We start from the raw sequence: 25,988 nt of genomic DNA on the forward strand, positions 1-25,988 counted from the left end.
ACCGCCGAGCCGGGACCCGTCGCGCCCGGGCCGCACCGGATAATGCCCGGCCCGGTGTCCGACCCACCCAGTACGCTGCTGCGACGATGACTGACGACCAGATACCGCACACTTTCCAGGTCGACCTGCGCGGCCTGGTGGACCTGCTGTCCCACCACCTGTACTCCAGCCCCAAGGTGTACCTCCGCGAGCTGCTGCAGAACGCCGTGGACGCCATCACGGCCCGCCGCGCGGAGGAGCCGACGGCGCCCGCCACGGTGCGCCTGCACGCCGACGGGGGCCGGCTGCGGGTGGAGGACAGCGGCATCGGCCTGACGGAGGCCGACGTCCACGACCTGCTGGCCACCATAGGCCGCAGCTCCAAGCGCGACGGACTGGAGTCGGCGCGCTCGGAATTCCTCGGCCAGTTCGGCATCGGGCTGCTCGCCTGCTTCGTCGTCGCCGAGGAGATCCGGGTCGTCAGCCGGTCCGCCCGGACGCCCGGCGCGCCGCCCGTCGAGTGGACGGCGCGCGACGACGGTTCGTACACCGTCCGCACGCTCGCCGACGACGCCCGCCCCGAGCCGGGCACGACGGTGTACCTGGCCGCGCGCCGCGGCGCGGAGGACTGGCTGGCCGAGGAGCGGGTGCTCACCCTCGCCAAGGACTTCGGTGCGCTCCTCCCCCACGACGTGCGGGTGGGCGACACCCCGGTGACCGACCGGCCGCCCGTCTGGGAGCGCACGTATCCGAGCCCGTCCGCCCGGCGGGCGGCGCTCGCCCGGCACTGCCACGAGCTGTTCGGCTTCGCGCCGCTGGACGCCGTCGAGCTCGACGTGCCGGTGGCCGGGGTGCGCGGAGTCGCGTACGTGCTGCCGCAGGCGGTCAGCCCGGGCCGGCGCGGCGGGCACCGCGTGCACCTGAAGGGCATGCTGCTCACCGACCGCGCCGACGAACTCCTGCCGGAGTGGGCGTTCTTCGTGCGCTGCGTCGTCGACACCGACAGCCTGCGGCCCACCGCCTCGCGCGAGAGCCTGTACGACGACGACCGGCTGGCCGCGGTCCGGGAGGCCCTCGGGGAGCGGATCCGCGACTGGCTCGCCGAGCTGGCGGCGGGCGACCAGGAGCGGCTGCGGCAGTTCCTGTCCGTCCACCACGTGGGCGTCAAGTCGCTGGCGCGGCACGACGCGGACATGCTGCGCACGATGCTGCCGTGGCTGCCGTTCGAGACCAGTGACGGGCAGCTGTCGCTGGAGGAGTTCGCGCAGCGGCACCGGACGGTCCACTTCACCCGGACCGTCGAGGAGTTCCGCCAGGTCGCGCCGATCGCCGCGGCCCAGGGCGTCGGCGTGGTCAACGGCGGCTACACCTTCGACGGCGAACTGGTGGAGATGCTGCCCCGGGTGCGCCCGGGCACCACGGTCGCCGAGCTGGACGCGGAGACGGTCACCGCGCACCTCGACCACGTGGAGCCGGGCGACGAGCTGGCGCTGGCCGACTTCCTGGCGGCGGCGCGGGCGCGGCTGGACGCGCTCGGCTGCGACGTGGTGCTCCGCTCCTTCCTGCCGGTCACCGTGCCCGCGCTGCACCTGGACGATCGCGCGGCCCGGCACGAACGGGCGCGCGCCGAGGAGGAGTCGAAGGCCGACGACCTGTGGTCGTCCATCCTGGGGTCGCTGCGGGACGAGACCCCGCGCGCCCGGCTCGTCCTCAACCACCTCAGCCCCCTGGTCCGGCGCGTGGGCGCGCTCGCCGACCGCGACCGCGACCTGGCGGGCACCGCCGCCGAGGCCCTCTACGGGCAGGCCCTGCTGATGGCCCAGCGCCCGCTGCGGCCGGCCGACTCGGCGCTGCTGAACCGTGCCTTCCTGGGCCTCCTGGAGTGGGCGGCCCACCCCGCCGCGCCGTCCGAGCCGTCGGAGGAGGGCCGATGAACCGCACCGCTTCCGCCCTCCGGCAGGCGCTCCAGGACAACATGAACGAGCCCGAGGGCCCGGCGCGCAACGCCGTCGCCGAGCGGCTGGTGGACGAGGCCGGGCAGGCCGGCGACACCGGGCTGCTGCTCGACACCCTGTTCAACGTGCTGTCCGCCTACAACTTCAGCTCCGAGTCCGAGAAGATGTTCGTCCCGTTCGCCCGCGTGCTGCGCATGTGGGACGAGCGGCCGGAGGACTTCGACCGGTACGCCGAGCACCGGCTGCACTGGATGTTCAAGTGGGTGGCCAGCGGGATGCTGGACCAGCCGGACATCCCGCTGGCGTCGGTGGAGAAGTGGCACGCGGAGATGGAGCACCGCTACCGGGTCGCGGGCCACAGCGAACGGGCCGTCCGGCAGAGCGAGTTCCGCATCGCCCGGGACACCGGTGACACCGCGCGGGCCGAACGGGCCTTCGCCGCCTGGCTCGCCGCCGACCGGGACCCGATGAGCGACTGCCACGCCTGCGAACTGCACACCCAGGGCGACTGGCTGAACCGGCTGGGACGGCCGGAGGAGGCCCTGGAGACCTGGCGCCCGGTCCTGGCCGGCGAGCACACGTGCGCGCACGAGCCGCACGTGGTCCTCGCCGCCTCGCTGCTCCCGCTGGTGCGGCTGGGCCGGGTCGACGAGGCCCGCGCCCACCACCTGCGCGGCTACCGGATGATCCGGGACATGGAGTCGATGCGGGCCACCGTCGGCGACCACATCGAGTTCTGCGCGCTCACCGGCAACGAGGCGCGGGCCCTGGAGATCCTCGCCGAGCACACGGGCCACTTCGCGCCCTCCGGGGACCCGCTGTCCCTGCTCGACTTCCTCGCGCCCGTCGCGCTGCTCGCCCGCCGGCTGACGGACCTGGGCCTCGGCGAGCGGCGGGTGCCCGGTCCGGCCGGGCGTGAATGGACGGCCGCGGAGCTGCACACCCATGCTCGGGCGGAGGCCCTGGAGCTGGCCGGCCGGTTCGACCGGCGCAACGGCAGTACGGTCGTCGGCGACCGCGTCCGCGCGCGGACGGACGCCGCGCCGCTGGCCGAGCGGCTGCCGCTGGGCGTACGCGCCGAGCGGCTGACCGTCCCGCGGCCCGCGCCCGCCGCGCCGCCGGCCCCGGCGTCCCCGGACGACGTCCGGGAACTGCTGGCCACGGCCCGCCGGCTGACGGAGGATCCGGCGCCCGGCGTCCGGGCCGCGTGGGAGGCGTTCGCACGGGCCGCGCACGGCCGCGAGGACGAGCTCGACCCGCTCGGCCGGGCCGAACTCGCCGACCACGAGGCGATGGAGCGGGTCGCGGAACCGGAGAAGTGCGTCGAGGGCTTCCGCTCGGCCGCCCTGCTGTACGAGGACGCCGGGCATCCCGCCCAGGCCGCCCTCGCGCGGGCGAGGGCGGCGCTGGCCCTGTCCTTCGCCGGGCGCGCGGCGGAGGCCGTGGCGGCGGTCGAGGCCGAGTGCGCGCTGCTGCGCGGGCTGCACGCGGAGGGCCGGGCGGAGCCCCGGTCGGTGGCCACGGCCCTGCTCTACCGGTGCCGCGTCCTCCGCAACGGGTCCGACGACGGCCCGGGGAACGCCGGCGACGCCCTGTCCGCCCTGGAGGCCGCGCTCGACGAAGCGGCCGCCTTCGGCGAGGAGCACCGGGCGGCGGGCCGGATGATGTCCGGCCGGCTGGCCGACATCCTGCGGCTGCGCGGCGAACTGGCCCTGGAGGCGGGGGATCCGGCCCGGGCGGCGGAGTGGTTCGGCCGCGCGGTGGAGCTGACGGACGAGGCGGACCTGGCCTGGTACGCGCCGGAGGCGCGGGTCGGGCTGGCCCGGGCCGCGATGGCCTGCGGCGATCCGGAGACGGCGGTCGGGGCGGCGCGCTCCGCCCTGGAGCACGGCGCCGGGTCGATGGAGGCCGGGTCGATGCAGGAGGTGCACGCGGCGCAGGTGCACATCCTGCTGTCCGAGGCCCTCACCGCCACCGGCCGGCACGAGCCCGCGGTGGAGCACGCCCTGGAGGCGGCGCACCGGGCGGACCAGGCGGGCGAGAGCGCGACCCTCGGGGCCTGGGCCCGGCTCACCCTCGGCGGCGCGCTGCACCGGCTGGGCCGCGCGGACGAGGCCGCGTCCGTCCTGGAGACGGCGCTCCCGGACCTCGAAGAGGGCCACGGCGAGGGCCAGGTGGTCCAGGCGCGCTGGTGGCTCGGCGAGTGCCTGGCCGCGCTGGGCGACCACCGGGAGGCGGCCGGGCAGTTCCTGCGCGCCGCCTCGGTCGCACAGCACTGGGAGGACCAGCGGGACCACGCCGTCCTCGCCCACATGGCCGCCGACTGCCTGGGCCGCGCGGGCCGGGACGACGAGGCCGAGCGGGCCTACCGGCGGGCCGAGGCGCTGTGGCGCGACCTGGACCGGCCGGAGGCGTACGTCCGGGTGCTGCGCGCCCGCGCGTGGCTCGCCGCGCGCGGGGAGGACGACGGCCCGGCCCGGGCCCGGGAGCTGATGGCCGAGGCCGAGCGCGCGTGCGCGGCCGCGCTGGCGGCGGCCGGGGACGACGAGGCCCGGGAGCTGCTGCGCGGTGAACTCGCGGGCACCCACCGGCAGACCGGCGAGCTGATCGTCCGGTGCTGCGAGGGCGTTCCGGGGGACGACGAGGAAGACGCGGCCAGGGAGGCGTACGAGGAGGGGCTGGCGCACCTCGGACGGGCGGTGGCCGTCTTCACCGAGGCCGGCCCCGCGCTGCGGGACCAACGGACGTCCGCCGAACTGGCGGCCGCCTGGCTGGAGATCGACCTGGGCCGGAACGCGGCCGCCGCGGACCGGGCGCGGGCGGTGCTCGCGGAGTACGGCGACGCGTCGGAGGGTGTGGCCGAGACGCGGCGGGCCGAGGCGGAGAGCATCCTCATGTACGCGACGAGAGAGAGCCCGTCCGGCGATTGAGGACAACCGCGCGAAGCGCGGTTTGGGGGTCTGGGGCGGAGCCCCAGGAAACTGGGGGCACCTCCCAGCGGTAGCTGGGGGAGAAAGGGTGGGGCTGGGGCAAACCCCCTCCCCACCCGCGCCCACGACGAGGCGATCAGGAACCGAACCCCCGAACCACCCCGTCGCACACCTCCAACACCTCACCACTCTCGTACTCGTAAAAGCGGAGCGACCCAATCGCCCCGGCGGCAACCGTATGCGGCGCGAGCCGGTCGAGCAGCTCACGGAGCTCGTCCAGCCGCTCGGTGTGCACCTCCTGCCGGACGACGAGCGCCCATCCGTCCGGCAGCGGGGCCAGCACCGAGCTCAGCACGCCGCCGACACGCCACGCGGGCCCGGTGGCGTCGAGCAGGGGCGCGGGTTCCCGTTCGCCGTCCGGGTCGGGCGCGAGGTGGCCGCGCAGTTCGGTGAGGAGGGCGGCGGGGAGGTCGGCGCGCAGGTGCCAGTCGAGGCGGAGTTCGTGGATGTCGCTCACGTCCGGGAGCCTAGACCGGCCCGGGGGCGGGTCACCGTCGGGCCCGGCGCTCACCCTCCGGTGTGACGGCGGGAGGTGCCGCTCCGGCGTTCCGGCGGGTGTGCGAGGCTGGGGGCGTTCCCGGTGGTCAGCCTGGCCGCACGCCCGGCCGCCGGGTGCGTACCGGAAGGGACTGGGACATGTTGCAGCACAGAACCGTCGGCGATCTGATGACGCACTCGGTGGTCCGCGTGCAGCGCGGCACTCTGTTCACGGAGATCGTGCATGTGCTGCACGAGCACGACATCACGGCCGTTCCGGTGGTGGACGCGGAGGACCGCCCGGTGGGGGTGGTCTCCGAGGCCGACCTGCTGGCGAAGGCGGCCCGGCGGGTGGATCCGTCGCTCCCGGCGGCGGTGCGCGCCAAGCACGAGGCGACGACGGCCGAGGGCCTGATGACCAGCCCCGCCGTCTGCGCCCGGCCTGACTGGAGCGTCGTGGAGGCGGCCCGCACGATGGAGGAACGGCACGTCAAGCGGCTCCCGGTGGTGGACGCCGAGGGCCGGCTGGTGGGTCTGGTGAGCCGGAGCGACCTGCTGCGGGTCTTCCTGCGCGACGACCGCGCCATCCGCCAGGAGATCATCGAGGACGTGCTGGTGCGGACCCTGCACGAGCCGCCGTCCGGCATCGGCGTCGAGGTGACCAACGGGCAGGTGCGGCTGAGCGGTTCGGTGCGGGACGAGGGTCTGGTTCCGGTGCTGGTGCGGCTGTGCGGCAGTGTGGACGGCGTGGTGAGCGTCGATCACCACCTGACGGTGGGGGCCGCGTAGGGGCGGGACGGCCGTCGGACCGGGACGGGGGCCCGGTCCGACGGCGTTCTCACCCGGCTCCGCCGATTACGCGGCCTTCTTCTTGAAGACCTCGGAGAGGCTGGTGAGGCTGGAGTCGGCGTGCCCGGACTCGGCGGCGCGCCGGAAGGCGTCCAGGAGGGCGCCGGACATGGCGGGGTCGACGCCCACGGTGCGGGCGGTGTGGACGATGTGGTCGACGCTCGCGACGCCCATGGCGACCCGGTCGACGTCGCCGGTGTGGTCGCCCGCGGCGAGCCGCGGGGCGTAGAAGGCGTAGAAGTCCGCCAGCGAGGCGGCCGTCGACTGGGCGTAGGGCAGGAACTCGGCGGCCGGGATGCCGTACGCGTCGGCGACGGTCTGCGCGTGGACGTAACTGATCAGTCCGGTCCAGAAGATGTCCATCTGGATCTGGTAGTAGAGCTGGGCCAGCCCCGGGTCGGCGCCGCGGTAGTCGGTGCCGGTGAGGGCAGCCAGCGTCTCCTTGTGGGCCTCGAACGCCGCCTCGTCGCCGCTGTAGAAGGTGGACATCTGGGGGTCGCCGATGCCCGAGGGCGGCGACTGCACCCCGCCGGTGAGGTGCGTTCCGCCGTGCCGCGCGACCCACTCGGCGCCCTCGCGGGCCCGCTCCGGGGTGTCCGAGCTGAGGTTGGCGATCACCCGGCCGCGTACGGCGTCCGGGGCCTGCTCCAGCACCGCGAACACGGCGTCGTAGTCGGTCATGCTCAGCACGACCAGCTCGTTGGCGGTCAGCGCCCGCTCCACGGAGGGGGCGAGGACGGCACCCGCGGCGACCAGTTCGTCCGCCTTGGACGCGGTGCGGTTCCACACGGTGACCGCGTGGCCCCACTTCAGAAACGCGTGGACCATCGCCTTGCCCATCGGGCCGAGGCCGATGACGGTGACGGGCTGCTTGCTCACGGACTCGTTGCTCACGGGCTGGCTGCTCACGGAAGACCCCTCTGAAATGAACGCTCTACTTGGCGATCACCGTAGCACGGCCCTAGAAAGAACGCTCTACACACTAGGGCGAACGCTCTACCCAGGTAGGCTGCGAGGATGAAGACGACCACAGGGAAGGGCACCGGGACGGACGACGCCGTCCTCGACACCCGTGAACGGATCGTCCGCGCGGCCTCCCGGCTGATGCAGCGCCAGGGCTACGACGGCACCGGGATCAAACAGATCTCCCAGGAGGCGGAGGCCACGCTCGGCTCCCTCTACCACTTCTTCCCGGGCGGCAAGCAGGAGTTGGCGGTCGCGGCGATCCGCCACGGCGACGAGGAGTTCGCCGACATCCTGCGCGGCGCGCTGGACAGCGCGGAGGACCCGGGCGAGGCGCTCGTCGCCTGCACCACCACGCTCGCGGAGATCCTGCGCGTATCCGACTGGACGGACGGCTGCCCGGTCACCGCCACCGCGCTGGGCACGGCGGGCCGCGCCCCCGACATCCAGCAGGCCGCGGCGGAGGCGTTCGCCCGCTGGCGCGGGCTCGTCCACGCCAAGCTGACCGCCGCGGGCTTCGCCGACGACGACGCCCGCGACCTCGCGCACACGGTGATCAGCACCCTGGAGGGCGCGGAGCTGGCCGCCCAGGTGTCGCGCAGCGAGGAACCGCTGCACACGGCCGGCCGCCACCTGGCCCGGCTGATCGCCTGCTACCGGTGAGGCGGCCCCGGCCGGGCCGGTAGGCTCGGCCGGACGATCACCGCATCCGAACAGGGTGATCACCGCGTACAGGGAGACGGACCGGCATGCAGGCGTGGCCCCCCGGCGGCCGCTCGTGGGAGCGGGCGCTGACCGCCGCCGACATCGACGACCCCCGGCTGCGCGCCGCCTACACCCGGCAGCGCGCCGTGGTCGCCGGCTACCGCCGGCACGCCTACCTCGCGGTACGGCTGCTGCTGCCGCCCGCGCTCGTCCCCCACGCCATCGCCACCACGGCGTTCATGCACCACACCGACAACCTGCTCGACCGGGGGCCCGGCGCGGCCGGCGCCTGGCCCGCCTGGGAGGCGCGGGTCCGGGCCGGGCTGGCCGGGGAGGCGGACGCGGACGGCCACCCCGTGCTCGCGCCACTGCTGCGCACGGTCGCCGCCCATCCCCGACTGCGCGGCCACGTCGAGGACTTCCTCGCCGGCGCGCCCCTGGAGCGGGACGCCACCGGCTTCGCCACCGAGGCCGACTACCAGAAGTACGTCGACGTCTACGCGCTCCCCGCGTTCATGACGATCGCCGCGCTGCTGCTCGCGCCGGAGGCCGACGCGGACGCCTCCCGCGAGGTCTGCCGCGCCTACATCGACGGCAGCCAGCGGCTCGACTTCGTCAACGACCTGTCCGAGGACCTGCGGGACGGCCGGCTCGGCCTCTCCGAGGAGGCGCTGGCGCGGTACGGCGTCACCCGGGCCGCGCTGGAACACGGCCGGGACGCGCCCGGCGTCCGCGACCTGCTGCGCGACCAGCTCCTCCAGGCCCGCCGCGACCTGCTCGCGGCCCGGCGGCTGGTGGCGTTCGCCCCACCCGGGCACCGCGCCTTCACCCGGGCGGTGATCGCCCTGGAGACCCTCACCGCCGGCGCGGCCCTGGCCGCGGGCCCGGCGGTGCTACGCCACCCCGTCCGCCCGCCGCTGCCGGGCGCGCTGGCCGTGCTGCTGCGCGAATACCGCCGCAGGGGGCGCTGACCGCCCCTCGGGGGGCGGGGCTGTTCCGGGGAAACCGCCCGGGGCGGGGAGCCGCCGCGGCCGACGCGGCGGCAGGCCGCACGATCCCCGCCACGGCCGCCGGAAGGGCCACATGGTCCGGGCCACGGCCGCCGGGCCGCATACACCGGACCACGGCCGCGGTCACCCGGGCCACGGGGCCCCAACCGCAGCCGCCCGGGGCACGATCCCTGGGCACAGGCGGCCGGACCACCACCCTTGAGCCACAGACGGCCGACGTAGACACCGGGCCACAGACCACTCCCAGGTAGCCGACCCCAGCCGCAGACACCCGGGCCACGCCCCCTAAGCACAGACGGCCAGACCACCACCCCTAACCCACCGACAGCCGACGTAGACACCGGGCCACAGACCACTCCCAGGTAGCCGACCCCAGCCGCAGACACCCGGGCCACGCCCCCTAAGCACAGACGGCCAGACCACCACCCCTAACCCACCGACAGCCGACGTAGATGCCAGGCCACAGCCCCCCCCGAGCCAACGGCCCCCACGTCGCGGATCCGAGCGCGCGCCCAGCCGCAGCGCCAACCCCGCGACCCCGCGTCAGCGACGCCCGGTCCGCAGCCCCGGGCCGGCGCCCGCCCCTCCCCCCGTCAGTCCTTGGCATCCGCATAGCACTCCGCCACGCCGACCGTGAACGGAAAGCGGGTGGGCGTCTCACCGAACGCGAGGCGTCCCGCCTCGTCCCCGGCCCACCGGATGGCCTCCGCCACCTCGGCGGCCTCCTCCTCCGGGCAGTGCACGATCAGCTCGTCGTGCTGGAAGAAGACCAGCTCGGCGCGGAGCCCGGCGAGGGACCGGCGGACCAGGGCGAGCACGATCAGGGCCCAGTCGGCCGCGCTGCCCTGAACGACGAAGTTCCGCGTGAACCGGCCCCGGGCGCGCGCCGCGCCGGCCAATCCGGGGGAACCGCCGGCCGGCTCGTCCTGCGGCAGCCCCGCCTCGTCGGGCACGGCGGTCGAGGCGGGCGGGCAGGTGCGTCCGAGCCACGTCCGCACCAGCCGGCCCTCCTCCCCCGCCCGGGCCGCGTCGTCGACGTGGGCCACGGCCCGGGGGAAGCGCCGGCGCAGGTCCGCCAGGTGTTTGAGCCCGTCCCCCGAGGTCTGCCCGTAGATGGCGCCCAGCATGGCCAGCTTGGCCCGGTCCCGGTCGCCGGAGAACGCCCGCTCGGCCAGGTCGGCGTAGAGGTCGCGGCCGGTTCCCGCGACCTCCATCAGCCCGGGGTCGCGGGCCACGGCGGCCAGCACCCGGGGTTCGATCTGGTCGGCGTCGGCGACGACCAGCCGCCAGCCGGGGTCGGCGACCACGGCCCGCCGGATCACCTTGGGGATCTGCAGGGCGCCGCCCCCGTTGGTCGTCCACCGGCCGGTCACCGTGCCGCCCGGCACGTACTCGGGGCGGAACCGGCCGTCGCGGACCCACGTCTGGAGCCACTGCCAGCCGTGCGCGGTGTGCAGCCGGTAGAGCTTCTTGTACTCCAGCAGCGGGGCGACGGCCGGGTGGTCGACGCCGCGCAGCTCCCAGGCCCGGGTCGAGGAGAGGGCGACGCCCTCGCGGGCGAAGGCGCGGACGATGTCGCCGGGCAGGTCGGGGCGGACGCGCACGCCGCCGAACGCGCGCGACACCTCGTCCGCGAGCTCGGCCAGCCGCCGGGTCTCCTGCCCGCCCGGATACCGCTCCCCCAGCAGCGCCGTCAGCAGCGCCCGGTGGACGTCGGCGCGCCAGGGCACGCCCGCGCGGGACATCTCGGCGGCGACGAGGGTGCCCGCCGACTCGGCCGCGATCAGCAGCCGCGTCCGCCCGGGGTGCTCGGTGTCCTTCACCCGGGCCCGCTGGTCCGCGTAGACGTCGAGGAGGGCGTCCAGCGGATCGGTGCCGGGCGGCAGCGGGACCGGGCCCGGCTCGAACAGCGACGGCTGCCCGTCGGGCGCGCGGGCGGGCGGGTCGGCGGGGACGGGCAGCCCGCGCAGCCGCGCCCACGCGGCGGCCAGCGACCGCGGCTGCCCGGACTGCCCCTCCACGTACCCCATGAGCAGCGCCTCCGCCGCCTCCACGTCGTAGCAGCGCTCGACGCGCACCCCGGCCGCCGCCGCCCGCCCGTACAGCTCCGCCGTCGACCGCCAGATCCACCGCGCCGCCCCGGGCCGGGCTCGGACCGCGTCCGCCAGGCTCCGCTCCACGACGGCGGGCCCGGCCGCCCGTCCGTCGACGTCGACCGGGCACAGCCGGACGCTCTCGTCCCCCGCGCCCGCGGCGCCCACCACTGCCCATCTCACGTCCGCAGTGTCGCACCGGGGTCTGACAACGGGCCCTGACCGGGCCGCGTCGCCGAGATGTGCGGGCGGCGCGGCCCGGTGGCACGCTGAATCCATGGCCCGGCCCAACGAAGAGGTCGAGGCGCTGCTCCAGGAGTACGCCGACCTCGTCGCCATCACCGGGGGCGACGCGTTCAAGGCGCGCGCCTACGAGAAGGCGGCCCGCGCGGTCGGCGGGTTCCCGGACGACGTCTCGGCCATGGACGGCAAGGCGCTGCGCGAGATCCCCAACGTCGGGAAGTCGATCGCCGAGAAGGTCGTGGAGTACCTGCGGACCGGCCGGGTCGCGGCCTTCGAGGAGACCCGCGCGTCCGTCCCGGCCGGGGTGCGGGAGCTGCTCACCATCCCCACCCTGGGCCCGAAGAAGGCGCTCGCCCTGTACGAGGAGCTCCGCGTCTCCTCCGTCGAGGAGCTGCTCGACGCCGTCCGCGCGGAACGGCTGCGTGATCTCAAGGGGTTCGGTGAGAAGACCGAGCACAACATCCTGCACGGCATCGAGCTCATGCAGAAGGCCGGCGGGCGGATCCTGCTCTCGGCGGCCCTGGAGGCGGCGGAGAAGATCGTCGCCGAGCTGTCGCGCGTGCCCGGCTGCGCGGACTGCGCGTACGCGGGGTCGCTGCGGCGCATGCGGGAGACCATCGGCGACATCGACGTCCTGGTCGCGGCCGACGACCCGGAGCCGTTCATGGAGGCGTTCCGTGCCCTCCCGGACACGGCGGAGGTCATCGCGGGTGGCCGGAAGAAGACCTCCGTCCGCACGTCGACGGGGCTCCAGGTCGACCTCCGCGTCCTCCCGCCGGACGCGTGGGGCGCGGGCCTGCTGTACTTCACCGGTTCGAGGGCGCACAACATCCGGATCCGCGAGATCGCCGTCCGCAAGGAGCTGAAGCTCTCCGAGTACGGCCTCTTCCGCGTCAAGACCGGCCGGAAGGTCGCCTCGCGCACGGAGGAGGAGGTGTACGCCCGCCTCGGGCTGCCCTGGATCCCGCCGGACCTCCGCGAGGACCGCGGCGAGATCGCCGCCGCGCTGCGGGGCGGCCTCCCGGACCTGGTCACCGAGGACGACATCCGCGGCGACCTGCACACCCACACCGACCTCACGGACGGCGTCTCGTCCCTGGAGGACATGGTGGCCGCGGCGGCGGCGCGCGATTACGCCTACTACGCCGTCACCGACCACGCCCCGAACCTGTACATGCAGCGGATGACGGACGAGAAGGTCCTGGCCCAGCGGGAACAGGTGCGGGCGCTGGACGGGAAGCACCGGAAGATGCGGCTCCTGCACGGCACCGAGCTGAACATCGGCCCGGACGGCGACCTGGACTGGCCGGACGACTTCCTCGCCGGTTTCGACCTGTGCGTGGCGTCCGTGCACTCCCACTTCCACCAGACCCGCGAGGAACTGACCCGCCGGCTGGTCAGGGCCTGTGAGAACCCCCACGTCTCCGTCATCGGCCACCCCACCACCCGGCGGATCGGCAAGCGGCCGGGCATCGACGCGGACTTCGACGAGGTCTTCAGGGCCTGTGCCCGCACCGGCACGGCCCTGGAGATCAACTCCCACCCGGAGCGGCTGGACCTCTGCGACGAGGACATCCTGCGGGCGCGCCGGCACGGTGTGAAGTTCGTGGTGAACACGGACGCGCACTCGGTGACGCACCTGCCGTACCTGCGGTTCGGGGTGGGAACGGCCCGGCGCGGCTGGCTCACCGCGGACGACGTCGTCAACACCTGGCCGTTGCGGAAGCTCAGGCGCTTCCTGGACGAGGGGCGGCGGCGCGGCTGACCAGGGCCGGGACGGCCGCCCGCCCCGGCGCCCCGGCCCCGGGGCGGCCTAGACTGGGTGGATCACCCCGCGCCGTGCCCGCCGGTCCGGCCCGGAATCCCGCCCGCCCCCGCCGGCCGGAGCTCCCGCTCCGCCGCCGCCACGCTCAGAGGAACCGCGCGCACCGTGCCCGACATACGCGACGTCCCGGACATCGACTCCCTCGGCCTGCGGGCCGACTGCGGCAGCTGTTTCGCGCTCTGCTGCGTGGCCCTGCCGTTCGCGGCGTCGGCCGACTTCGCGATGAACAAGGAGGCGGGGAAGCCGTGCCCGAACCTGCGGGAGGACTTCCGCTGCGGCACGCACACCACGCTTCGGGAGAAAGGTTTCTCGGGGTGCACGGTCTACGACTGCTTCGGGGCCGGGCAGAAGGTCTCGCAGGTCACCTTCGGCGGGACCAGCTGGCGGGAGGCGCCGGTGACGGCCAAGCCGATGTTCGACGTGTTCCCGGTGATGCGGCAGCTGCACGAGTTGCTGCGGTATCTGGCGGAGGTGCTGACGCTGCCGAAGGCCCGGCCGGTCCACCGTGACGTCCGCGTGGTGCTCGGGAAGGTCGAGGCGCTGACGCGGTCGGACGCCGAGGTGCTCCTCGGGCTGGACGTGCCGGCGCTCCGGCAGGAGGTGAACGTCCTGCTGCTGCGCGCGAGCGAGCTGGTGCGCGGCCGGGACGGCAAGGGCAAGGGGAAGAACCGGCGCGGCGCCGATCTGATGGGCGCCGCTCTCCGGGGCGCGGACCTGCGGGCGGCGAACCTGCGCGGTGCCTATCTGATCGCCGCCGACCTCTCGGGGGCCGACCTCCGCTCGGCCGACCTGATCGGCGCCGACCTGCGTGACGCGAACCTCGCGGGGGCGGATCTGACGGGCGCCTTCTTCCTCACCCAGCTCCAGGTGAACGCGGCCAAGGGCGACGCGCGGACCCGGCTGCCCGAGGGGCTGGACCGGCCGGCGCACTGGGAGCGGTAGCGCGCCACCGAGGCTCCGGACGGCGCACACGGGCGGCAACGCGCCACCCCCGCCGCCCGGGCGCCGGTCGCGTCCGTGCCGAGGCGCGCGGAGGGGAGCCCTCCGCGGGTGTTCGCCCGTCTTTCACCCCGGTGCTCCCCGATTGCCGGGGATTGTGGCGACCCGTCGGGGGCACGGGGTACCTCGGCGGCCCGGAACGCGGGGTTCAGCCCGTGCCCGACGGCCGCCCGGCCGTCACACCGCACCGGGCCGCCGCCACCCCGTCGGTACGAACCTCGGAGCGCTCGTGAACGCTCGCTGCACTTACGGTGTCGCCCCGGGGGCGTTGCCGCTCCTCGGCCACGCCCTGCCCCTCCTCCGCGACCCCCTCGCCTTCCTCAGCGCGCTGCCCGGCCGCGGCGACCTGGTCCAGGTCCGGCTCGGTCCCGTCCGGGCGGTGGTGGTCTGCGATCCCGAACTGACCCGCCGGGTCCTGCGGGACGACCGGACCTTCGACAAGGGCGGCCCCCTCTACGAACGGATCCGGGAGGTGACCGGGAACGGACTGGCGAGCTGCCCCCACCGCGACCACCGCGAGCAGCGGCGGCTGCTGCAGCCGGCGTTCCACTCCGCCCGGATGCCCGCGTACGCCGAGGTGATGGCCCGTCAGGTACGGGTGACGACCGGGACGTGGCGGGACGGCGGGACGGTCGACGCCGCCGACGAGATGCTCGCGCTCAGCGCGCGGATCACCGTCGCGGCGATGTTCGGCGCGGAGGCGGACGACGCGCGGCTCGCGCCGCTCCTGGACGACTTCACCACCGTCGTGGCGGGCATCCCGCGGCGCGCCCTCGTGCCACCGGCGGCCGACCGGCTGCCGACGCCCGGCAACCGCCGCTACGACCGGGCGCGTTCGCGGCTCCGCGGGGCGATCGGCCGGCTCATCGCCGGCCGCCATGACGACGCCGCCGGCACGGGCCACGGCGACCTGCTCTCCCTGCTGCTGGCCGCCGGGCGGGACGGGCCGGACGGCCGGGCGCTGTCCGACGCCGGGATCGCCGACCAGCTCGTCACCTTCTTCGCCGCCGGCACGGAGACCAGCGGCAGTGCCCTGGCCTGGGCCCTGCATCTGCTGGGCGGCCACCCCGAGGTGGCCCGCCGGCTGCGCGCCGAGGTGGACGCGGTGCTCGGCGCCGCTCCCGTCGCGACCCTCGCCCACCTGCCGGACCTGCGGCTCACCTCGGCGGTGGTCAACGAGGCGCTGCGGCTGTACCCGCCCGCCTGGCTGCTCACGCGTACCACCACCAGCGACACCCGCCTCGGCGGGCACACCCTCCCCGCCGGGACGGCCGTGGTCTACAGCGCCTACCTTCTGCACCGGCGGCCGGACCTGTTCCCCGACCCCGAGCGCTTCGATCCGGACCGCTGGCTGGCCGCGCCGGGCGCCCCCGTGCCGCCGCGCACGGCGTTCCTGCCGTTCGGCAGCGGACCCCGCAAGTGCATCGGCGACGTCTTCGCCCTCACCGAGGCCGCGCTGGCGCTGGCGACCGTCGTCGCCGACTGGGACCTGCGCCCGGCGGGCAGCCGCCGGGTCCGCCCGGCGCCCCGCCTCGTCCTGAGCCCGCACCGGCTGCCGATGACCACGGCGGCGCGGGTCCGGGGCGGCTGAGCGGAGGCCGTGGAAGGCCGCGGAACACGGGCACACGCCCCGGCGTACGCGGCAGGGCGGATCCCGGCGGCCGCCCCTGCCGCGGACGCCGGGGTCCGTCGTGTCAGGCGGCGGGGGCGATGTGCAGGAAGCCGCCCACGCACATCCGCTTCACCAGCCGGATCTGCGCGGGGGTGAGGCGTCCGGCGATCTCGCCGTACTTCACCGGGCCGGCGCTCAGCAGCTCCCACAGCTCGTCGACGCCGTCCCGGCGGACGTCCGCGTCGATGGACGGGCCGTGCGGGTCCTCGGTGGAGTGGATCCGTTTGCAGGGGACGGTGTCGCGCAGCGGCGCCGGTACGGCGGTGGGGTGGGTCAGGGGGTTCTTCCAGTACTCCGCCATGCCGGCCAGGACGGCGGGCGGGAGCTGGACGTTGGCGGGCGGGTTGGTGGCCTTGAAGCCCGGCACCAGCATGGTGACGCCGTCGCGGACGGCGGTGGTGGGGGCCAGGGTGAGGACGGCGTCGGGGGTGAGGCCGGCCGGTTCGGCGAGGGCGGTGGCGGACAGGTAGGGGCCCGCCGCGTCCAGGTCCTCGACCCGGCGGCTGTTGTGCGTCATGACGTCGAGCAGGGCGGGCTGGAACGCCGTGTTGAGCAGGGCGTCGAAGGTCTGCTCGCGGATGCCGAGGTCGGCGCCGGTGCCGCGGGTGTTCCAGTAGACGCTGTCCGGGTTGTTCTTGGCGATGGCGTGGTACCACTGGTCGATCATCAGGGCGAAGGTCTCGGCGGTGCCGTGCCACTTGTCGTTGTAGTCCCGCCAGAGCTGCCGCCGGTCGGCCTCCTCCAGGCTGCCGTCGGTGGTCTTCAGCAGCAGCAGCGCGGCGGCCTGGGCCTGGGTGAGGGCGACCGCGACGCCGGAGGAGAAGAGGGGGTCGACGAAGAAGGCCGCGTCGCCGACGAGCAGGTGCCGCTCGTCGTAGTCGCCGAACTCCTCGGCGACGCGCGAGTAGTTGGTGGCGGTGATCATGTGGTCCGCGACCGGCACCACGTCGGTGACCAGGTCCCTGAGGTACGGGACCTCGCGCACGGCGGCGAGGAACGTCGCCTGGTCGGTGTAGTCGCGACCCGGCTCCTTGAGGACGGCCGGGTTGGTGACGATGCCGACGGAGTGGGTGAGGACGCGCCGGCCGTCGATGATCTTCGGCACGGGGATGTACCAGCACCACCCGTCCCGGAAGGCGAAACAGCCGATGGGCGAGAAGTTGTCCGAGGTGAAGACGTTCCAGTCGGCGGGCAGGTTCTGAGTGTGCTTGCCGCCGGTGAAGTGCTGCCAGATGGCGATGTTCTTGAAGTTCGAGAGCCAGCCGCGCTTGTTGCGGGCGGCGGAGACGCTGCTCTGGCGTCCCGAGGCGTCGACGAAGTACCCGGCGCGGACCGACGTCCCGTCGGCGAGTCGCACCACCCCGCCGTTCGCGTCGGGTTCGTAGGCGGTGACGGCGGTGCCCTGGAAGACCTCGACGCCTACGTCGGCGGCGTGGTCCAGCAGGATGTGGTCGAACTCGGCCCGGTTGACGTGCATCGTCCAGCGCAGCACGCCGTCCTGCTCGAACAGGGCCCGGTCGAAGAGGGCGACGCTCGGCCGGTCCGGGTCCCAGGCGTAGACGCCGCCGTACTTCTTCACCCAGCACGGGCTGGCGAGGACCTTGGCGAGGGCGCCGCTCTCCTGGAGCGCGGGGACCACGGGGTGGGCGAACGACTCGCCGATGTGCTCGCGGGGGAACACTTCCTTGTCGAAGATGGCCGTCCGCAGGTCGCTGCGCTGGGCGAGCAGGGCACCGAGGGTGGAGCCGGCCGGCCCGCCACCCATGATCACGACGTCGTAGTACTCCCGCACGGTGCTGACCTTTCGTTCGCTGAACAGGTGGGTTCGTTCGCTGAACAGGTGGGTGCCGAGTGTTCGAGGGACCGGAGGGTGGAGGAGGGCGGCTCGGGGGCCCCGCACGGGCCGTCCGCCCGGTGGCCGCGCGGCGGGGCGCACGCCGGGCCGGGGCCATGAGGCCGCCGATCGCCGAACGGGCCGCGCACCGCCCCGTCGTTCCGCGCCTGGCTCGGGATCGACGCCCTGACGGTACGCGGCGCCGGCGGTGCCGTCCATGCGTGTGCGGGACCCTGAACGGGCGGCCACCAGTGGAGGGTTGGGGTCCGCGGGCGACGACGGGCGCCGGCCGCCGGAGCGGCGGGACGCCGTGCGGGTCCGGTGGGGTGCTTCCGCTTCCGGCCCACGGCGCGCCGCGAGCGTACCTTCGTCCCCGCGCGTTCACCGGCGGAAAACCGCGGCAGGAGACCGGATCCCCTTATACCGGTTCCTCTTCCAAGTCGACTGTTACGTAAGGAAGTTCGATCTTCCGCACGGTGTCCGGTTATACCCTCCGTTAACCTCTTGCCTGGATCGGAAGCGCATGGTTAGCGTAAAGGCGCAGCACCATCAGTCATGCGGGGGAACGCGGGGGATCTGATGAGTGACGATGGCGGCTCCATGCCTTTTCTGACACCGGTCCTGAGCGCGACGACGCGCGCCGACGTGCCGGTCGACTCCTTACTGTCCGCGGACTCACCGCGCACCAACGGCCTGGACCGGGCCTACATCGACACCCTCGTCGCGCTCGAGGACGAGCTTCCGCCGATCGTCGTCCACCGGCCCACCGGGCGGGTGATCGACGGGATGCACCGGCTCGCCGCCGCCCGTGTCCGGGGCGACCGCACCATCAGCGCCTACCTGCTGGACATGCCGGAGCGGAACGTGTTCGCCACCGCGGTGAGTCTGAACATCACCCACGGCAAACCGCTCAGCCATGACGACCGGCTGGCCGCCGCGGCCCGGATCCTCCGGGAGAGCCCGGCGCTCTCGGACCGGTACGTCGCGTCCGTCACCGCCCTGTCGCCCCGGACCGTCTCCCGGGTACGGCGTTCAAGCGTCGACGTTGCCCACTTGAACACCCGGATCGGGCTGGACGGCAAGCGGCGCCGCGCGGACGTGGCGAGCGTCGCCAGCGGCCGGCTGCGCGCGGTCGAGGTGATCCGGCAGCGCCCCGAGGCGAGTCTGCGCGAGATCGCCCGGCTCGCCGGGATCTCGCTCGGCACGGCGCACGACGTGAAGAAGCGCCTGCTCCTCGGCATGGACCCGGTGCCGCAAGGCTCCGGCGCCGCCGCCGAGCGCGCCCGGGAGCCGCGGTCCGAGCCGCGTCCGGAGACCCGTATCGCCGAGGCGCCGTCCCTGCGGGACGCGCGGGAGCGGCTGGACCGGCTCCGCAAGGACCCGGCGCTGCGGCTCTCCCAGTCCGGCCGTTTCCTGCTGCGCGGTTTCGCCGTGCACGACCTGGACGCCACCGTGTGGGCGAAGCTCGCCGCCACCATCCCGCCGCACTGCGCGGACGGGATCACCCAACTGGCGCGGGAGTGCGCCGACGTGTGGGCCCGCTTCGCCGAGCAGGTGGAGCGGGAGGCGCAGGCCGGGGAGGCGGGGCAGGCCGAGCCGGCCGGCGGGCGGTCCCGGCCGAGGGCCTGACCGGACCACCACAACGGCCCCCTCCGTCCCACGCGTCCCACCGGCCGGGCGCCGCCCTTCTCCGCCCGCCGAGAGCGCCGCCCGGCGCCCTTCCCGGGACACCACGCGCCCGCGTGGCCGTACGGCTTCCATGCCATCCGGTCGCGCGGGCGTTCGGCATGTCCGGCACCGCCGCATCCGGCGCGTCCCTGCTCCCCACCGGTCTCCGTCGGCCCCTCGCGTCCGTCCGGCCCCGTTCGTCATAGAGGCCGGCGGGCCGGGCCCGTGAGCGGCGTCGAACACGCCTTCCCCCGGCGGCCGTTGTGGGAGGATTCCCACGCCGGATCGGGCCGACGGGCGCCAGACGCCACCGCCGTCACGACCGGTTCCGCCCTCAGGAGTGCCGTTCACCGTCCCGTCCGGTCCTCTTCAGTGCTCTCGGCTCTCAGCTCAGTTCTCTTCCGTCCTCTCGACACCGGTCGCCGGAACCCCCACAGGGCGACGTCGGACCTCGCGGGCCGCCAGCGGCCGAGCAAGGGCCGCCCCGGTTCTCCATCACCGTGCGACGGATCCTCCGTGCGCCGGACGACTCGCAGAAGGTGGCACCCATGTCTGCCACAGACACGTCCGGGCCACCGGCCTACCCCTTCGGCCCGGTGGTCCGTCTCGACCTGCACCCCCGCTACCTGGAACTGTGCCGCAACGAGCCGGTCGCCAGGGTGCGGTTGCCCTACGGCGGTGACGCCTGGCTCGTCACCGGCTATCACGAGATCAAACAGTTCCTCGCCGACACCCGGTTCAGCTCGTTCGCGGCGACGGCCCCCGACACCGCCCGGGTGACGCCGCTGCCGCTGCGCCCGGGCAACCTGCTCAGCATGGACCCGCCGGACCACGGCAGGATCCGCAAGGTCGTCGCCCACGCCTTCCGGCCGCGCATCGTGTCGCAGCTCGCCGACCGCATGCGCGACCTCGTCACCAGCGAGCTGGACGCCATGGAGGCGGCCGGCCCGCCCGGCGACCTCGTCCAGCGGCTGGCGATCCCGCTCCCCGTCCGGATGATCGTCGAGCTCTTCGGCGTCCCGTACGAGGACCGGGCGCAGTTCCGAAGGTTCTCCGACGTCTTCGTGGCCACCTCCGCGCACACCAAGGAGGAGATCGACGAGGCCCGCGACGGCCTGGAGGCGTTCCTGCGCCGGCTGATCAAGCAGCGCCGGGACAGCCGCTCCGACGACCTCATATCCGTGCTCATAGAAGCGCTGGACGACGGCCGGCTGTCCGAGGTCGAGGCGGTGCGGACGGGCATCGGCATCCTCATGGCCGGCCACGAGACGTCCCTCAGCATGATCTCCAACGTCTCCTTCCTCCTGCTCGCCCAGCACGAGCTCTACGAGCGGCTCCGCGCGGACCGGTCGCTGCTGGACCCCGCGATCGAGGAGATGCTGCGCGTCATCCCGCTGCGCTCGGTGGGCAGTTTCCCGCGCCGCGCCGCCGAGGACGTGGAGATCGGCGGGGTGCCGATCCGCAAGGGCGACACCGTGATCTTCCAGCGGGCCGCCGGCGACCGCGACGAGCGGGTCTTCGAGGACCCGGACACCATCCGCTTCGACCGGGAGCACAACCCGCACCTGGGATTCGGCCACGGGCAGCACTACTGCCTCGGCGCGAGCCTCGCCCGGGCCGAGCTCAAGGTGGCGCTGGAGGGGATCACCAGCCGGTTCCCCACCCTCCGGCTGGCCGTGCCGCCGGAGCAGGTCCCGTGGAAACCGGGGCTGATCGCGCGGGCGCCGGAGGCGCTGCCCGTCACATGGTGAGCCGGCCGTCACCCGGCGGACCCGGGCGCGACGGTATGACACGACCGACCGAGGAAGGGCAGGGGATGAGTCGTACGACGTGTGCCATCGCCGGTGCGGGACCCGCCGGAATGATGCTCGGCATGCTGCTCGCCAGGGCCGGCGTGGAGACCGTGGTACTGGAGAAGCACGCCGACTTCCTGCGTGACTTCCGGGGCGACACGGTGCACGCCTCCACCCACCGCCTGATGGGCGAACTCGGCCTGGGGGAACGCTTCCGCAAGCTCCCCCACCACCGGATCCACCGGCTCCAGGTCGTCACCGACGACGGGCCCTTCACGCTGGCCGACTTCCGCAGGCTGCCGGGTGAGTTCCCCTATATCACCTTCCTGCCGCAGTGGGACTTCCTCGACTTCCTCGTGGAGGAGGCCGACCGGTTCCCCAACTTCCGGCTGCTGCGCGAGAGCGAGGTCACCGGGATCCTCCGGTCCGGGAACCGGGTGACCGGCGTCCGCTACCGCGACGCCGAGGGGCGGGAGCACGAGCTCCACGCGGACCTCACGGTCGCCGCCGACGGCCGCCGCTCGGCGGTCCGCGCCGCGTCCGGGCTGCGGCACCGGGCGTTCGGCTCGGGCATGGACATCCTGTGGTTCCGGCTGTCCAAGCGCGACGAGGACCCGGGCGGCATGGTCGGCCGGCTCTCCGCCGACGGCAAGCTGCTGGTCCGCATCGAGCGGCAGGGCCACTGGCAGGCCGCCCTCGCCGTCCGCAAGGGCGGCTACGAACAGCTGCGCGCCGAGGGCCTGGAGGCGTTCCGGGAGTCGCTGGCCACGCTCAAGCCGTTCCTCGCCGACCGGGTGCACGAGGTCCGCACCTGGGACGACGTCAAGGTGCTCGACGTACAGATCGACCGGCTGCACCGGTGGTGGCGGCCGGGGCTGCTGTGCATCGGGGACGCGGCGCACACCATGTCGCCCATCATGGGCGTCGGCATCAACCTCGCCGTCCAGGACGCCGTCGCCGCCGCGAACATCCTGGCGCGGCCGCTGCGCGACGGGACGCTGGAGACCGCGCACCTGGAACGGGTCCAGCGCCGCCGCATGCCGCCCACGGTGGTCACCCAGCGCATCCAACGGGCCCTGCAGACGGGCTTCCTGGAGCCGTGGATCAACGGCCAGGGCAAGTCCACCACACCCCGGGTGCTGCGCGTCCTGCGGCGGCTGCCCCCGCTCCAGGGCGGCCCGGCCCGGGCGATGGCGATCGGGCTGCGCCCCGAGCACCCGGCCGCGGCCCTGCGCTGAGCGGCGCTCCAGGTCCCATCCGCCCCGACATCCCCTCGCGAACGGAGAACCCACGGCAATGCGCGTACTGATCACGACCACCCCGGGCACCGGCCACACCTATCCCCTGGTGGCCCTCAGCTGGGCGCTCCAGACGGCCGGTCACCAGGTCCTGGTCGCCTCCTGCGGCCCCGGGCTGGCCCTGGGCGAGGCGGGCGCGCGCACCGTGGACGTCGCGCCCGGCCTGTCCCTGGAGAAGATGGTGGGCCTGCTGGCCCAGCGCCACCCCGAGGTGGCCGGCAAGCTGCTCCAGGAGACGGACGGCGCCGGCTATCTGGAGGTGGTCGGCGGCGCGGTCGCGGCGGCGCTGCGGCTCCAGCCGGAGATGGTCGCGGCGGTGATCCGGACGGCCGAGGAGTGGCGGCCGGACGTCGTGGTGCACTCCCCGCTGCTGACGCCCGGCATGGTGGCGGCGGCCAAGCTGGGGGTGCCCTCCGTGCAGCACGGCTTCGGCTTCCTCAACCCGTCCGCCGAGCTGATGCGCGAGCTGCACGCCGACCTGTTCGAGGAGCACGGGGTGGACCTCCCCGAGACCCGGGCGGTCGTCGACATCACCCCGCCGAGCGTCGTGCCCACCGAGCCGGGCGCGTGGCCGCTGCGGTACGTGCCCTACGACGGCAGCGGTCCGCTGCCGAAGCCGCTGTTCGACCTCCTCAACCGAGTGCCGGAGACGCCGCGGATCGCCGTCTCACTGGGCAGCGGCCCGGTGCCCGGGGAGGCGGCGCAGGTGATGGAGCGGATCCTGGCGACGGCGGCCAAGACGGACGCCGAGTTCGTGGTCGTCCTGCCGCGCGTCGACCTGGAGCCGTTCGGCGAGCTCCCGGACAATGTGCACGCCTTCGACTGGGTGCCGTACAGCGCGCTGCTGGCCCGCTGTTCGGCGGTCGTCCACCACGCGGGACCGGGCACCGCGCTCGGCGCGATGGCGCACGGTCTGCCGCAGATCATGCCGGTCTTCAAGGGCCTGGGCCGGCCGGCCACCGCCCGGCTCGTCGCCGACCGCGGGGTGGGCCGGACCGTACGGCCGGAGGAGATCGGGCCGGAGCTGCTGGAGTCGGTGCTGGCGGACGACGGGCTGCGGGCGGCCGCGGCGGAGGTCCGCGAGGAGATCCGGTCGATGCCGGCCCCGGCGGAGGTCGTGGGCCGGCTGGAGGAGCTGGTGGCGGGGGCCTGACGGCGACGGGGGCCGCCCGGTGTCCGGCCGGCCCCTCCGGTCCACTCGCCTTGGTCCGTGTCAGTCCACGGTCACCTTGACGATGCGGCCGGACGCCTCGACGGCGAAGAGGTGGTGCTCGGGGTCGAGGCCGCCGAAGCCCTGGGCGGCCCGGACGCTGGTCGGCATGCGCAGGCCGGTCGCCAGGACGCAGGACCGGCCGGTGGCCGGGTCGACGCGGATCAGCTCACCGCTGCGGAAGCCGGCCACCACCAGGTCGCCGCGGAAGTGCGTCAGGTCGTCCAGGAACTTGTCGTGCAGGGGATTGGGGGTGAGCCGGGCGACCGTGGTGTACCGGCCGGGGTCGTCGAGCGGGACGCGTACGATCCTGGACGTCGGGTCGGTGAGGACGCTGACGTAGAGCTGGTCGCCGACGATGTCCAGGCCGTTGCTGCCGAAGAGGGACGCGGCCTTGGTCCACGCCTCGTCGCGGGTGCCGTCCGGGCGTATCTTGAGGATTCCGGTGGACAGTTCGCGGCTGAGGTAGAGGTTGCCGGCGGAGTCGACGGCGAGGCCGTTGATGCCGGAAATCCCGTCCACGACCCGCTGCGGTCTCGGCTCGGCGGCCGCCGGGTCGAAGCGGACGACGCCGCCGCGCGGAGTCAGCGGGTTCACCCCGTAGTTGACGTACATCATGCCGTCCGGGCCGCGCCGGATCCCGCCCGGCCCGGCCAGCCGGAAGCCGCCGCGCGAGGTGCCGTCGGGGGCGTACCCCTCGACCCGGTGCCTGGTCAGGTTCGAGACCCAGAGGGTGCCCCGGCCGTCGAACTCCAGGTTCTCCCGCCAGTCGAGCAGCGGGACGCCACCCTCGCGGAAGACCTCCACGCGGGCCCGCTGCCCGCAGGACGGTAAGGCCGTGCCGCCGGGCGCTGCCGTGGCCGCCCCGGTCCCTCCGGCCGTCAGCGCGGCCAGCAGGGCGGCCACCACCATGGTCGAGCGCACTCGCATGCTGTCTTCTCCTTCGGTCGCGTGGGAGTTCGCGGGTGCGGCGTGGTCGGGCCGGGACGCGGCGGCGGCGCGGCCGTCCTCCGGCGGCAGGGCGTCGTCGGGGGACGGATCCGGGTGCGGGGCCGGGTCCGCCGCCGGCGCAGGGAGGGCGACGGCGCGCGGGCAGGGTCATGTACGCGGGTGCCGCCGTCGGCCGTGGCGGTTCAGTCGGCCGCCGCGACGCGGAAGCGGATCCCCGCGGCGATGAGCCGCTCCGTCAGGGCGTCGCCCATCGCCACGGCGGTCGTCACCTGCCCGGAGGTCGTGGGGAGTCGGTCGTGCGCGAGGCACAGTGCCGCCTCGCCGAACATCACGGCGGTCTCCCCGTACCCCGGGTCGCCGCCCGCGACCTCGGTCAGCACCCGCCGCCCGCCGCCCTCGCCGACGAACCGGACCCGGAACCAGCTCCGGGCCCGCCGTTCGGCGTCCGGACCGCGCCCGCCGGGGTAGCGGCCCGCCATCCAGCCCCGGAACGCGGGGACTTGGGCGGCGGCGACCAGGCCGGCGACTCCCACCGGGGCGGCCAGCGCGACCGGCAGCGTCCGCACCGCCGCGTAGTGCCGGTAGCGGAAGTCGGGCCCGTACCGCTCCAGCGCGGCGGCCGAGCGCCGTACGACCTGGGGGTCGATGGTCGGCAGCGGCAGCGCCCAGGCGCCCGTCTCCGGGCTGAACCGCGGCCCGCCCAGCGGCACTCTGACCCGGCGGCCGGCCGCGGGCCGCGGCTCGTACCGCCGCCGCTCCCGGGCGGCGGCCAGCGTCTGCCGGCCGCGTCCCGCGACGGTCAGGGCGGAGGCCAGCGTGCCGCCGGAGAAGGCGCCGCGGGCCCGGACGAAGCCGTCGACGCGCAGCGGCACGTCCTCGGGCAGGTGCCGGACGGTGTAGTACACGCCGAGGTCGTACGGGACCGAGTCGAAGCCGCAACTGTGCACGATCCGCGCGCCCGTCTCGCGGGCCCGCGCGTCGTGCCGGACGTACACGGAGTCGACGAACTCCGCCTCGCCGGTGAGGTCCAGGTAGTCGGTGCCGGCCGCCGCGCACGCGGCGACCAGCGGCTCGCCGTGGTGGATGTACGGGCCCACGGTGGTGGCGACGACGTGGGCGGATTCGGCGAGGCCGCGCAGCGCGGCCGGGTCGTCGGCGGCGGCGGTGAGCAGGGCGGGCGCGGGACCGGACCCGTCGGCCAGCCGCTCCCGCAGCCGTTCCAGCCTGGCCCGGTTCCGCCCGGCGAGGGCCAGCCGGCAGCCCTGTGGCGCGTGGGACAGGAGGTACGCGGCGGTCAGTTCGCCGACGAAGCCGGTGGCGCCGAAGAGGACGACGTCGTAGGGCCGCCGGGGGCCGTCCTGCCTGCTCACGGCAGTGTGCACGGGACTGCTCTCGGCACTGCTCATGGCACCTCCTGCGCCGGGCCGGATCACCGGGGCCGCTCGCCGCCCGCATGTGATCCGCAACCCTCACA

Annotated in this window: 18 protein-coding genes; 12 read left to right on the top strand and 6 right to left on the bottom strand. The window is 74.7% G+C overall.

The features are described 5' to 3' along the window. Positions 1–86: 86 nt before the first annotated feature. Both K7I03_RS01360 and K7I03_RS01365 read left to right on the top strand, forming a co-directional pair. A complete protein-coding gene (locus tag K7I03_RS01360) occupies positions 87–1,913 on the top strand; it encodes an HSP90 family protein (RefSeq protein ID WP_185945034.1) in 1,827 nt (608 codons plus the stop codon). Next, positions 1,910–4,864 (top strand): tetratricopeptide repeat protein, encoded by a 2,955-nt coding sequence (locus tag K7I03_RS01365; RefSeq protein ID WP_185945035.1) that lies wholly within the window; start codon positions 1,910–1,912, stop codon positions 4,862–4,864. The genes K7I03_RS01360 and K7I03_RS01365 overlap by 4 nt, the downstream gene beginning before the upstream one ends. Before the next feature lie 136 nt (positions 4,865–5,000). Here K7I03_RS01365 and K7I03_RS01370 read toward each other — a convergent pair whose 3' ends face one another. Next, complete coding sequence (locus tag K7I03_RS01370) at positions 5,001–5,381, bottom strand: hypothetical protein (protein ID WP_185945036.1); 381 nt, start codon at positions 5,379–5,381, stop codon at positions 5,001–5,003. A gap of 182 nt (positions 5,382–5,563) precedes the next feature. On the opposite strand from K7I03_RS01370, the gene K7I03_RS01375 reads away from it, so the two are divergent. Continuing rightward, on the top strand, positions 5,564–6,190 hold the full coding sequence (locus K7I03_RS01375; protein WP_185945100.1) for a CBS domain-containing protein: 627 nt from the start codon (positions 5,564–5,566) through the stop codon (positions 6,188–6,190). Between the two features lie 66 nt (positions 6,191–6,256). Here the strand turns inward: K7I03_RS01375 and K7I03_RS01380 are convergent, their stop codons facing one another. Then, positions 6,257–7,159, bottom strand: coding sequence for an NAD(P)-dependent oxidoreductase (locus tag K7I03_RS01380; RefSeq protein ID WP_185945037.1), 903 nt, complete (start codon positions 7,157–7,159; stop codon positions 6,257–6,259). 108 nt (positions 7,160–7,267) lie between these two features. Between K7I03_RS01380 and K7I03_RS01385 the strand changes: the two genes are divergently transcribed. Both K7I03_RS01385 and K7I03_RS01390 read left to right on the top strand, forming a co-directional pair. Continuing rightward, on the top strand, positions 7,268–7,876 hold the full coding sequence (locus K7I03_RS01385; RefSeq protein WP_185945038.1) for a TetR/AcrR family transcriptional regulator: 609 nt from the start codon (positions 7,268–7,270) through the stop codon (positions 7,874–7,876). An 86-nt stretch (positions 7,877–7,962) separates the two neighbouring features. Continuing rightward, positions 7,963–8,889 carry a phytoene/squalene synthase family protein gene (locus tag K7I03_RS01390; RefSeq protein WP_185945039.1) on the top strand — a complete coding sequence of 309 codons (927 nt, stop codon included), beginning with the start codon at positions 7,963–7,965 and terminating at the stop codon, positions 8,887–8,889. 632 nt (positions 8,890–9,521) lie between these two features. Here the strand turns inward: K7I03_RS01390 and K7I03_RS01395 are convergent. After that, positions 9,522–11,204 carry a bifunctional 3'-5' exonuclease/DNA polymerase gene (locus K7I03_RS01395; protein WP_185945040.1) on the bottom strand — a complete coding sequence of 561 codons (1,683 nt, stop codon included), beginning with the start codon at positions 11,202–11,204 and terminating at the stop codon, positions 9,522–9,524. A gap of 94 nt (positions 11,205–11,298) precedes the next feature. Here K7I03_RS01395 and polX point away from each other — a divergent pair, with 94 nt between their 5' ends. The 3 genes from polX (at position 11,299) to K7I03_RS01410 (ending at position 15,679) form a co-directional block, all read left to right on the top strand. After that, entirely contained in the window at positions 11,299–13,029 is a 1,731-nt protein-coding gene (gene polX / locus K7I03_RS01400) for a DNA polymerase/3'-5' exonuclease PolX (protein WP_185945041.1), read from the top strand. A 165-nt stretch (positions 13,030–13,194) separates the two neighbouring features. Then, the gene (locus tag K7I03_RS01405) at positions 13,195–14,031 is read left to right on the top strand and encodes a pentapeptide repeat-containing protein (RefSeq protein WP_185945042.1); all 837 of its coding nucleotides are present in this window, start codon (positions 13,195–13,197) and stop codon (positions 14,029–14,031) included. Positions 14,032–14,317: 286 nt separating this feature from the next. Beyond that, positions 14,318–15,679, top strand: a complete 1,362-nt coding sequence (locus K7I03_RS01410) for a cytochrome P450 (protein WP_224346806.1) — start codon at positions 14,318–14,320, stop codon at positions 15,677–15,679. 103 nt (positions 15,680–15,782) lie between these two features. Here the strand turns inward: K7I03_RS01410 and K7I03_RS01415 are convergent, their stop codons facing one another. Further along, positions 15,783–17,552 (bottom strand): NAD(P)/FAD-dependent oxidoreductase, encoded by a 1,770-nt coding sequence (locus tag K7I03_RS01415; protein ID WP_224346807.1) that lies wholly within the window; start codon positions 17,550–17,552, stop codon positions 15,783–15,785. Positions 17,553–18,194: 642 nt separating this feature from the next. Between K7I03_RS01415 and K7I03_RS01420 the strand changes: the two genes are divergently transcribed. The 4 genes from K7I03_RS01420 to K7I03_RS01435 all read left to right on the top strand — a co-directional run bounded on the left by K7I03_RS01420 (position 18,195) and on the right by K7I03_RS01435 (position 23,506). Continuing rightward, positions 18,195–19,223 carry a ParB/RepB/Spo0J family partition protein gene (locus K7I03_RS01420; protein ID WP_185945043.1) on the top strand — a complete coding sequence of 343 codons (1,029 nt, stop codon included), beginning with the start codon at positions 18,195–18,197 and terminating at the stop codon, positions 19,221–19,223. Between the two features lie 587 nt (positions 19,224–19,810). Continuing rightward, on the top strand, positions 19,811–21,013 hold the full coding sequence (locus tag K7I03_RS01425) for a cytochrome P450 (protein ID WP_185945044.1): 1,203 nt from the start codon (positions 19,811–19,813) through the stop codon (positions 21,011–21,013). 65 nt (positions 21,014–21,078) lie between these two features. Continuing rightward, positions 21,079–22,293: an FAD-dependent oxidoreductase gene (locus K7I03_RS01430; RefSeq protein WP_185945045.1), complete on the top strand. Its 1,215-nt coding sequence runs from the start codon at positions 21,079–21,081 to the stop codon at positions 22,291–22,293. 58 nt (positions 22,294–22,351) lie between these two features. Then, the gene (locus K7I03_RS01435) at positions 22,352–23,506 is read left to right on the top strand and encodes a nucleotide disphospho-sugar-binding domain-containing protein (RefSeq protein ID WP_185945046.1); all 1,155 of its coding nucleotides are present in this window, start codon (positions 22,352–22,354) and stop codon (positions 23,504–23,506) included. 60 nt (positions 23,507–23,566) lie between these two features. Here the strand turns inward: K7I03_RS01435 and K7I03_RS01440 are convergent, their stop codons facing one another. Next, a complete protein-coding gene (locus K7I03_RS01440; protein ID WP_185945047.1) occupies positions 23,567–24,493 on the bottom strand; it encodes an SMP-30/gluconolactonase/LRE family protein in 927 nt (308 codons plus the stop codon). Positions 24,494–24,696: 203 nt separating this feature from the next. Further along, positions 24,697–25,920 carry a saccharopine dehydrogenase family protein gene (locus K7I03_RS01445; RefSeq protein ID WP_221903449.1) on the bottom strand — a complete coding sequence of 408 codons (1,224 nt, stop codon included), beginning with the start codon at positions 25,918–25,920 and terminating at the stop codon, positions 24,697–24,699. Positions 25,921–25,988 lie beyond the last annotated feature (68 nt).

This window comes from Streptomyces mobaraensis (assembly GCF_020099395.1).
Classification (GTDB): Bacteria; Actinomycetota; Actinomycetes; order Streptomycetales; family Streptomycetaceae; genus Streptomyces.